A 10,923-nucleotide genomic window follows, 5' to 3' on the forward strand; every position below is an offset into this window, starting at 1 on the left:
CCCGAGTGGCCAAAGGGGGCAGACTGTAAATCTGTTGCAAGTTGCTTCGATGGTTCGAATCCATCCTCATCCACCAAAAAAAGCAAGAATTTTCTTGCTTTTATTAAATTATTAAAAAAATATTATGATATTGTATTTTAAAATGTAATGTGATAAAATACAATCAAAATGAAATATAGAAACTCTTATCAAGAGAGGTGGAGGGAAAGGGCCCGATGAAACCCGGCAACCTGTTTAATTAACAAGGTGCCAATTCCTGTAGATTATGTATCTACAAGATGAGAGAGATTAGGATAATTCTCTTCTCATATGGAAGAGTTTTTTTATTTGGAAAAAATGAAGAAAGGAAGATTTAAATGAAAAGATTATTTACTTCAGAATCAGTTACAGAAGGGCATCCAGATAAAATTTGTGATCAAGTATCGGATGCTGTTTTAGATGCTATATTATCTAAGGATCCAAATGCTAGAGTTGCTTGTGAAACATGCACAACAACTGGAATGGTTATGGTTATGGGAGAAATAACAACAAATTGTTATGTAGATATCCCTAAAGTAGTAAGAGAGACTGTAAGGGAAATAGGTTACGATAGAGCTAAATATGGTTTTGATTGTGATACATGTTCTGTTATGACTACTATAGATGAACAATCGGCTGATATAGCAATGGGTGTTGATGAAGCGTTAGAATCAAGAAAAGGTGAAAGAGATGAGGTTGAAGCAGTAGGTGCTGGAGACCAAGGAATGATGTTTGGATTTGCAACTAATGAAACACCAGAATTTATGCCACTTCCAATTGCAATGGCTCATAGACTTTCAAGAAGACTTACAGAGGTTAGAAAAAATGGTACTTTAAATTATTTAAGACCAGATGGAAAAACTCAAGTTACAGTTGAATATGAAGATAATAAACCAAAGAGAATTGATGCTATAGTTATATCTACACAACATGGTGAAGAAGTTACATTAGAGCAAATAGAAAAAGATTTAAAAGAATATGTAATTAAGGAAGTAATTCCAGCTGAATTGCTAGATGAAAATACTAAATATTACATTAATCCAACAGGTAGATTTGTTGTAGGGGGACCTCAAGGAGATTCAGGTTTAACAGGAAGAAAGATTATTGTTGATACTTATGGTGGATATGGAAGACATGGAGGAGGAGCATTCTCTGGAAAAGATCCAACTAAGGTTGATAGATCAGCAGCTTATGCAGCAAGATGGGTTGCAAAGAATTTAGTAGCAGCAGGTGCGGCAGATAAACTTGAAATTCAATTAGCATATGCAATTGGAGTTGCAAAACCAGTTTCTATAGAAATAGATACATTTGGTACTGGTAAAGTGGATGAAGAAACATTAGTTTCTATAGTAGAAAAAGTATTTGATTTAAGGCCAGGAGCTATAATTAGAGACTTAGATTTAAGAAGACCAATTTACAAACAAACTGCAGCATATGGACATTTTGGAAGAACAGATTTAAATCTTCCTTGGGAACAAATCGATAAAGTAGAAGAAATAAAGAAATTATTATAATAAAGAGGAACTGATTCAAAAATATTTGTGAGTCAGTTCCTTTTTCAATTAATAGAAAAATAGTTAATGTGTTATAATTATAAAATAGAGAAACAAGATTTGGAGAATAGTGAGTATGGATGTAGTAGAGGGTTTCGTTGAAAGTATTGTTTATAGAAGTGATGATACTGGATATGTTGTTGCGAAAATAAATTCAAGTAATAAAACAATAACTGCTGTAGGAACAATTCCTTTTCTTCAAGAGGGACAGCAAGTAAAGTTAACTGGAACATGGAAGATGCATAAACAATTTGGAGAACAGTTTAGCATCATAAAGTATGAAGAGGTAATGCCTAATACTATTGATGGAATAGAAAAATATTTATCTTCAGGAATTATAAGAGGAATAGGTCCAGTCACGGCAAAAAAAATTATTGAACAATTTGGAGAAGATACAATTGATGTATTAGATAATAATATAGCTAGATTAAAAGAAATTGAAGGAATAGGAGAGAAAAAGTTTGACATAATATGTGAATCGTATTTGGAACAACATGATTTGAAAGATATTATGATATATTTTCAAGGGCAAGGAATAAGTCATGGACAATGTTTGAAAATATATAAAAGATTTGGACCTAATGCAAGAGAAATAATTCAAAGTGATCCATATTTATTGTGTAGGGAAGTAAAAGGTATAGGGTTTTTAACAGCAGATAAATTAGCAGAATCAATTGGGATTAGCAAAGAATCAGATTCAAGGATAAAAAGTGGAATAGATTTTGTAATAACTAGATTCTGCATGTCAGGAAATACATATATGCCAAAGAAAAAAGTTGTGGAGGAAACAAAAGAACTAATAGGTGTAAAAGAAGAATTGATAGAAGCAAATTTGTATAATGCTTCGTTAGAAGATAAGATTATTGTTCAAAAGATTGATAATTTAGAGGCTGTCTTTATTCCTATTTATTATTATAGTGAATTAGGAATAACAGAAAGGATAGCAAGACTTTCGATGGAAGCTTATCAAACTATAAACACTGATATAGAATTTGAAATAGAAGTATTTGAAAAAAAACAAAAGATTAGGTTTGCTCCATCACAAAAAGAAGCTATTATAGGTGCATTTACAGATGGAATTGAGATTATTACTGGAGGACCTGGAACAGGTAAAACTACTATAATAAAATCAATAATAGATATATATGAGAGTGAAGGTATGAAAGTTTTATTAGCTGCACCAACAGGAAGAGCAGCTAAAAGAATGAGTGAATCTACAGGGAGAGAAGCTAAGACAATTCATAGGTTATTGGATATAGGCGCTGGAGAAGAAAATGCTGATATTGCAGAAATGACTGATGAACCATTAGATGGAGATGTGGTGATAATAGATGAGGCTTCTATGATAGATATATTTTTAATGCATAACTTGTTAAAATCTATAAGAGTAGGGACTAGATTAATAATAGTTGGAGATGTAGATCAATTGCCATCAGTTGGGGCAGGCAATGTTCTTAAAGATTTAATTAACTGTAAAATTATTAAAGTTGTTAGATTAAAAGAAATATTTAGGCAAGGTTCAGAGAGTTTGATAATAACAAATGCACATAGAATAAATCATGGAAAAATGCCTTTACTTAATCAAAAAGATAAAGATTTTTATTTTATAAAAGAAGAGAATATGGATAATATATTAAATATACTTTTGGATTTAATTAATAGAAGATTACCTAATTTTAATAAAGAATGGGATAAAAGAAGAGATATTCAAGTTCTTACACCTATGAAAAAAGGTATTCTTGGAGTCATAAATTTAAATGAAAAACTTCAAGAAATATTAAATCCTCCATCAAAAGAAAAGAAAGAGAAAAAACAAAGAAACCTTGTGTTAAGAGAAGGAGACAAGGTTATGCAAACTAAAAATAACTATACAATTAAATGGAGCTTATTATCCCAAGGTGAATCAATAGAAGGTGAAGGTATATTTAATGGAGATATGGGGTTTATTCAAAATATAAGTGAAGATGGAAGAAGTTTAACGGTTGTATTTGATGATGACAAGAAAGTTATTTATGATGCTGAAAGTGTAGAAGATTTGGAACTTGCTTATGCAATAACAATACATAAGAGTCAGGGGAGTGAGTTTAAAGTCGTAATAATACCAGCATTTATGGGTTCGCCTTTTTTGATGAATAGAAATTTATTATATACAGGGATTACTAGAGCAAAAGAATTACTAACAGTTGTAGGATATCCTAGAGCACTTCAATATATGGTATCCAATACAGAAAGTATGGAGAGATACTCTACATTGGAACTCAGAATTAAAGATTTATTAAGTAATGATGCTATAAGTTAATTTGGAGGAGTATGTATGGATAAAAGAGATAAGAGAGTTTGTGAAGAATTAGATTATGGAATGAAAAAAATTAATTCTTGGTATAAGAAAAATATAAAGAGTTTATCTATCCTTACAATACCATTCAATTCATCCTTGCTGTTTGAGGATATATTATTAGATGTAATTAGACGAAAAGAGAAAGTTATTTATATTTGGGGTAAAAATGGAGAAATTAAGGGGTTAATAGATAAATTAAAGTTAAAAAAAAGAAATATTACCTATGGATATACAGAAGATGGTTCTTGTGATTGTGACATAATGTTTATAAATTATAAAAATATTACTAAGGTAAAAAAAATTTATAATTTAGCCATATTTGATGATGTATCTGCATATTCACATTTGAGCAAATATAACCTTAAAGGAGCTTATGAATACACTTTGGAAATATCATACAAATCTATATTATATACAGTTGAATCAGTCATTCCAATAGGTGAACAATTTCAATTAACAAATATTGATAAATTAATACCTTTTATTGAACCTAGAATAATTACAACAAGAATTGATTTAAATAAAGATATACCATTTGCATTATATGATTATCTTAAGTGGTTTAGAGATGAAAAAAAGAGAGTTGTAATACTTGTTCCTGATAAAGATAAATTAGATATAGCATATGATTACTATACAGATAAATTAAAAATGGAAAAAGTAAAAGTTATTAAATATTCAAAAAATGATGAAAAAAAATATATAAATAATGGTTTGAAAATAAAAGATAAGGCAATATTTATAATAACAGATTATATGGAGGTTTCCTTAGAAGAATTAAAAATTGAAGAAGTAGTAGTTCTTTTTGCAGATAGTAATAAGTTTAATTATAAAAAATTAATTTACTTATGTGGAAATATAAGTAGATTAAAAAGTGGAAAATCAGAAGTCTTATTTGTTTCAAAAGATATATCTAGAGAGATGGAAATTACAAAGGATATGGCTAGGGAATTTAATAAAAGGATATGGGAAAGAAAATCTATGAATTTTTAAAAAATGTATATAAGGGGATTTTAGAAGTAATATATCCCAAAGAACTTAAGTGTATTATATGCAAAGAAGAAGAGGCGGAAGGGTTATGTAATAGATGTAAAGATATGATAACACTATGCAAAAAAGAAGAACTTTGTGTTGGATATTATAAGGGAGTATTAAAAGAATTAATTTTGAATTTTAAATATAATAAGGATTTTATAGCGGGAGAAATACTAGTTAAATTAATTGAAGAAAAGTTATTGTATTTTGATAAAAATTATTACTTGACTTTTATACCTATTAGCAAAGATAGATCAAAAAAGTATGGTTTTAATCAATGCAAGTACTTAGCTGAAGAAATAGCATTTAGAAATGGATTTAAGGTAATAGATACATTAGAAAAGATTAAAGATACTAAGATTCAAAAAACTTTGAGCAAGGAAGAAAGAGTTACTAATATATGTGGCGCTTTTGGAATAAAGAATAAAGATAAGGTTAAAGGAAAAAGATTTATACTAATTGATGATGTTGTTACTACTGGTTCAACTGTTAATGAAGGTGTAAGAGTGTTGTTAGAAAATGGAGCAATTGAGATAAAAATATTGACTCTTGCGAAATCTTATATATAATTATATTATAAAGCTAGGTCTGTGGTTGAAAATCGATGCTAGTCGCAGGCGAAACGATCCACGTAAGCTAGGCAAAGTTCTAGGGAGCATGGTGCGGTATAGAAGTAAGTCCTGCCAGTTGTTAAAACTGAGAGAATTAGTAGTGAGAAGTTAAATCTGGGTAGCAAAAGTTCCAGCAGGCGAGTGTGGGGTCAAAAACCAGGTCAGCTAGCTTTATATATACTTTAATTAAGAAATTTAAGTCCATTTATAATTTATGATAATATTTTTGTTATTGTAGATTGTAAGTGGATTTTTTTATAAAAAATTTTAAACTAAATATGAGAAATGATTAAAATGTCTATAATCTGGAGATGATAATATTTTGTTTCAAGTTATTATAGATAATAATTAAAGAATACAGTTGTCATAATAGTATGAAAATAAAAGAAATTCAAAGAATGCAAAAGGCTATATTACATAATATTCTGTCAATTCTGAAAAATAATATTGAGTTTTGTTTAAGTTAAGGTTAAAATATAGTAAAACAAGGAAATGATAGTTTAGAAAACAATTCGAAAGTACGAGAGGGGCTGGAATTATGAAAGTAACTGTATTAGCAAAAAATATTCAATTAACATCTGCACTAAAGGAGACTGCTCAGAAAAAAATATCTAAACTGGATAGATATTTTGAGCCAGAAGTTGAAGCTAAAGTAACATTAAGTGTACAAAAAAATAGACAAATTGTAGAAGTTACTATTCCCTTCAATGGAGTCATTTTAAGAAGTGAGGAAAGTACTGATGATATGTATAAGTCTATTGATTTAGTTGAAGATAAACTAGAAAGACAAATTAGAAAACAAAGAACAAAGCTTTCTAGAAAAAATTCAGGAGGATCTCTTAGATACCCAGCATTTAAGCCAAGTGATTTAAAAGATGAATATGAAGAAGAACAAAAGGTTGTAAAGACAAAAAGTTTTAATGTTAAACCGATGTCAATAGACGAAGCAATATTACAAATGGAATTATTAGGACATAACTTCTTTGTATATCAAGATGCGGAGACAAATAAAGTTAGTGTTACTTATAAGAGAAAAGATGGAAATTATGGTTTGATAGAACCAGAATATAGATAGTCTAAGAAAGCCTATGGAAATCCATAGGTTTTTTTGTTATCATAATATGGAAAACATTAGATTATTTTATAAAACTTTGTTAATCAATTACTATATTTCTTGATAATAAGTAAAGGAAAATGTTATAATTTATAGATACATAGTTTACTTATTGATATATAGTACATAGAATAAATTTTGAAAGGATGAAATTATGGGATTATTAGGTGGTTTATTTAAATCATATACTGAAAGAGAAGTAAATAAAATAAAGCCTATTGCAGATAAAGTTGAAGCTTTAGATGGAGAAATGCAAAAACTTACAGATGAAGAACTTAAAGCAAAGACTACAGAATTTAAGAAAAGGCTTCAAGATGGAGAAACATTAGATGATATATTAGTTGAAGCTTTTGCTGTAGTTAGAGAAGCTTCAGGTAGAGTTCTAGGTATGAAACATTATAAAGAGCAAATAATAGGAGGAACAGTATTACACCAAGGTAGAATAGCTGAAATGAAAACAGGTGAAGGTAAAACGTTAGTTGCTACTTTACCTGCATATTTAAATGCCTTAAGTGGAAAAGGTGTTCATGTAATAACAGTAAATGACTATCTTGCATCTAGAGATAGAGAGTGGATGGGACAATTATATGGATTTTTAGGACTTTCAACAGGAGTTATTGTTCATGGGTTAACAAATGACCAAAGAAGAGAGGCTTATGGTTCAGATATAACTTATGGTACAAATAATGAGTTCGGATTTGATTATTTAAGAGATAATATGGTTATCTATAAAGAAGAAAGAGTTCAAAAACCACTTAATTTTTGCATAGTGGATGAAGTTGACTCTATACTTATAGATGAAGCTAGAACTCCTCTTATAATTTCAGGAGCAGGGGAGAAGTCTACAGAGTTTTACAAAGTAGCAGATTATTTTGTTAAAACTTTAAAAGCTGAAGAAGACTATACTATTGATGAAGAAGCAAAGGCTGCAATGCTAACAGATTCAGGTATAGTTAAAGCAGAGAAAACATTCAATGTTGAAAATTATGCTGATGCAGATAATATGTCTTTACAACATTATGTAACACAAGCATTAAAAGCTAATGTTACTATGAAAAAAGATAAAGATTATATGGTTAAAGATGGTGAAGTTGTAATAGTTGATGAATTTACAGGAAGGCTTATGGAAGGTAGAAGGTATTCAGATGGACTTCATCAAGCTATAGAAGCTAAAGAAGGTGTTAAGATTGCTAGAGAATCTAAGACACTTGCAACTATAACATTCCAAAACTATTTTAGAATGTATAAAAAGCTTTCGGGTATGACTGGTACTGCGTTGACAGAAGCTAGTGAATTCCAAGAAATTTATGGATTAGATGTTATTCTTGTTCCTACACATAGAGAAATTCAAAGAGTAGATAAGTCTGATATAATCTATTTAAATGAAAAAGGAAAGTTTAATGCTATAGCAAATGAAATAGAAGAGACTCACAAAACGGGGCAACCTATTCTTGTAGGTACTGTAAGTATAGAAAAATCAGAACAGTTATCTAAAGTATTAAAGAAAAAAGGAATCCCTCATCAAGTATTAAATGCAAAGTATCATGAACAAGAAGCAGAGATAATTACTCATGCTGGTGAACTTGGGATGGTTACAATAGCAACTAATATGGCTGGTAGAGGTACTGATATTAAACTTGGAGAAGGTGTTGTAGAAGTTGGCGGACTTAAGATTATAGGTACTGAAAGACATGAGTCAAGAAGAATAGATAATCAGTTAAGAGGTCGTTCTGGTAGACAAGGGGACCCAGGTTCATCACAATTCTATATCTCATTAGAAGATGAACTAATGAGAAGGTTTGGTACAGATAGAATCCAAAGCATTGTTGAAAAAATAGGCTTAGAGGAAGATGATGCTATAGAAAATAAAATTATAACCAGACAAATTGAGAATGCTCAAAAGAAAGTTGAAGGTAATAACTTCAATATAAGAAAGACATTATTAGGGTATGATGATGTTATGAATGTACAAAGAGAAGTTATTTATAGACAAAGAGCACAAGTTCTTGAAGGAGAAGAAATAAAGGATCAAATATTAGGTATGACTAAAGAAGTTATAACTAATGCAGTAAATATACATTTAAATGGTGTAGAAGAAAGTTCAGAAGACTTAGAGGCTGAAATTAAGAAACTTGTAGCTTATCTTAATGATATATGTATACCAGCTAATAAGGTAAATATAGAAGAACTTATAGAACTTTCAAATGAAGAAGTTATAGATAAATATATTTCAATTGCTAATGAAATATATGAAGGAAAAGAAAATGAATTTGGTTCTGAAAGAATGAGAGAGATTGAAAGAGTAATTCTTCTTAGAAATGTTGATACAAAGTGGATGGATCATATAGATAATATGGATCATTTAAAGCAAGGTATGGGACTTAAAGCATATAAACAAATAGATCCAGTTCAAGCATACCAAATGGAAGGTAGTGAAATGTTTGAAGAAATGATTGAAAACATTAAAACTGATACAGTTAAGTATATCTTCCATGTTCAAATGGAAAGAGCTCCAGAAAGGGAAAGAGTTGTTCAAGAAACAGGTGCAACACATGCTGGTGCAGATGATGGTGAATCAATGTCAACAAAGAGAGAACCTGTAAGAAAACAAGTAGAAATAGGAAGAAATGATCCATGTCCTTGTGGAAGTGGTAAAAAGTATAAAAACTGCTGTGGCAGGGAAGTATAATAAGTAATAGAGGTTAACCTAAATTTGGTTAACCTCTAATCAATAAGAGGTGAATTTATTATGTTAATTGATTTAGAAAAAGAGATGAGTAAGCTTCCAGGAATAAAGGAAAATATAAAAGAAATGGGGGCTTCCCTTTGACAAGGAAGCATTAGAAAAAAAGATTGATGAATTAGATCTTCAGATGCAAGAAAAGGACTTTTGGGAAGATATTAAAAGGGCAGAACATGTAACTAAAGAAAGTAAAAGATTGAAGGATAAATTAGACAGACATAATAATTTAGTTGCAAGAGTTGAAGATGTAGAAGTATTAAAAGAATTGATGGATGAAGATGATGTAGAATCTGCTAAAGAGATAATAGATGAGATTAGAACTTTAGAAAAAGAAATTTCTGATTATAGGATAGAACTTTTGCTTTCAGGAAAATATGATAATAATGATGTTATATTGACTTTACATGCAGGAGTGGGAGGGTCTGATGCAAATGACTGGACTGAAATGCTACTTAGAATGTACACTAGATGGTGTGATAAAAAGGGATACAAAGTAGAAACTTTAGACTTAATATATGGAGAAGAAGCGGGAATTAAAAGTGTAACATTAAGCATAAAGGGTGAACATGCTTATGGGTACTTAAAAACTGAAAAAGGAATTCACAGATTAGTTAGGATATCTCCCTTTAATGCAAATGGAAAAAGACAAACTTCATTTGCATCAGTAGAAGTATTGCCAGAACTTACAAAAGATCAAGATATAGATATTAGGTCAGAAGATTTAAAAGTTGACACTTACAGAGCTAGTGGAGCAGGTGGACAACATGTTAATAAAACAGAATCTGCTATTAGAATAACTCATATTCCAACTGGAATAGTAGTACAATGCCAAAATGAAAGAAGTCAATTTTCCAATAGAGATACTGCTATGTCCATGTTAAAGTCTAAACTTATAGAATTGAAGGAAAGAGCTCATAAAGAAAAGATTGAAGATTTGACAGGAGAACTCAAAGATATGGGATGGGGAAGTCAAATTAGATCTTATGTATTCCATCCATATAGTATGGTTAAGGATCATAGAACCAATATAGAAACTTCAAATGTAACAGCAGTTATGGATGGAGAAATAAATAATTTTATAAATGGTTATTTATCATACAATAATTAAATATCATATTTTTAAACATAACTAGAATTTTATTTTTTTAGTTATGTTTTTTTTAATAATAAGTAAATATTAAAAAAAACTATGAAACTAATCCAGGTGTGTCAATACGTGAAAGTTTATGAAACTTAGAGTATTAAAAAGATTTTAAGGAATAATTATGTAAAATGGAGGATTATCATAATAGACAGAGGAAAATATATGTTAAGATAATATTCGTTGCTAAGGCAGTGCAGAAAAACACAAATTAAAATGAATAAACAAAAAAAGTGTTGACATGTATCAAAAATAGTGATAATATAAGGAAGTCGCTTGTGAGACAAGCATAGTGGTCTTTGAAAATTGAACAGATTATATAAGTTAAAAACCAGCAATTCTTTTAGAGTAAGTTTTTTGAGTAGATTAA

7 protein-coding genes and 1 riboswitch are annotated in these 10,923 nt (G+C 29.6%); all 7 genes read left to right on the forward strand.

Features of this window, described 5'->3' with window-relative positions; all coding sequences use genetic code 11:
- Positions 1–182: 182 nt before the first annotated feature.
- A riboswitch (SAM riboswitch) is annotated at positions 183–285 on the forward strand.
- 71 nt (positions 286–356) lie between these two features.
- The 7 genes from metK (at position 357) to prfB (ending at position 10,520) form a co-directional block, all read left to right on the forward strand.
- Complete coding sequence (gene metK, locus NNC19_RS22665) at positions 357–1,532, forward strand: methionine adenosyltransferase (RefSeq protein ID WP_310940975.1); 1,176 nt, start codon at positions 357–359, stop codon at positions 1,530–1,532.
- Positions 1,533–1,647: 115 nt separating this feature from the next.
- Complete coding sequence (locus NNC19_RS22670; RefSeq protein WP_310940976.1) at positions 1,648–3,870, forward strand: ATP-dependent RecD-like DNA helicase; 2,223 nt, start codon at positions 1,648–1,650, stop codon at positions 3,868–3,870.
- A 15-nt stretch (positions 3,871–3,885) separates the two neighbouring features.
- Positions 3,886–4,902 (forward strand): hypothetical protein, encoded by a 1,017-nt coding sequence (locus tag NNC19_RS22675; protein WP_310940977.1) that lies wholly within the window; start codon positions 3,886–3,888, stop codon positions 4,900–4,902.
- A complete protein-coding gene (locus NNC19_RS22680; protein ID WP_310940978.1) occupies positions 4,875–5,513 on the forward strand; it encodes a ComF family protein in 639 nt (212 codons plus the stop codon). The genes NNC19_RS22675 and NNC19_RS22680 overlap by 28 nt, the downstream gene beginning before the upstream one ends.
- 580 nt (positions 5,514–6,093) lie before the next feature.
- Complete coding sequence (hpf, locus tag NNC19_RS22685; RefSeq protein WP_310940979.1) at positions 6,094–6,630, forward strand: ribosome hibernation-promoting factor, HPF/YfiA family; 537 nt, start codon at positions 6,094–6,096, stop codon at positions 6,628–6,630.
- A gap of 193 nt (positions 6,631–6,823) precedes the next feature.
- Complete coding sequence (secA, locus tag NNC19_RS22690; protein WP_310940980.1) at positions 6,824–9,358, forward strand: preprotein translocase subunit SecA; 2,535 nt, start codon at positions 6,824–6,826, stop codon at positions 9,356–9,358.
- A 60-nt stretch (positions 9,359–9,418) separates the two neighbouring features.
- Positions 9,419–10,520, forward strand: a protein-coding gene (gene prfB, locus NNC19_RS22695; RefSeq protein ID WP_310940981.1) for a peptide chain release factor 2 whose coding sequence is annotated in 2 segments (ribosomal slippage) — positions 9,419–9,496 and positions 9,498–10,520 — 1,101 coding nt in all. Because the reading frame shifts where the segments join, the coding sequence is not laid out codon by codon here.
- Positions 10,521–10,923 lie beyond the last annotated feature (403 nt).

Origin of the sequence: Clostridium sp. SHJSY1, assembly GCF_031626875.1 — a bacterium.
Classification (GTDB): Bacteria; Bacillota; Clostridia; order Clostridiales; family Clostridiaceae; genus Clostridium.

Excerpts from the sequence above, each read along its gene's own strand:
- metK (WP_310940975.1), top strand. The coding sequence starts at position 357 with ATGAAAAGATTATTTACTTCAGAATCAGTTACAGAAGGGCATCCAGAT.
- NNC19_RS22670 (WP_310940976.1), top strand. The coding sequence starts at position 1,648 with ATGGATGTAGTAGAGGGTTTCGTTGAAAGTATTGTTTATAGAAGTGAT.
- NNC19_RS22675 (WP_310940977.1), top strand. The coding sequence starts at position 3,886 with ATGGATAAAAGAGATAAGAGAGTTTGTGAAGAATTAGATTATGGAATG.
- NNC19_RS22680 (WP_310940978.1), top strand. The coding sequence starts at position 4,875 with ATGGGAAAGAAAATCTATGAATTTTTAAAAAATGTATATAAGGGGATT.
- hpf (WP_310940979.1), top strand. The coding sequence starts at position 6,094 with ATGAAAGTAACTGTATTAGCAAAAAATATTCAATTAACATCTGCACTA.
- secA (WP_310940980.1), top strand. The coding sequence starts at position 6,824 with ATGGGATTATTAGGTGGTTTATTTAAATCATATACTGAAAGAGAAGTA.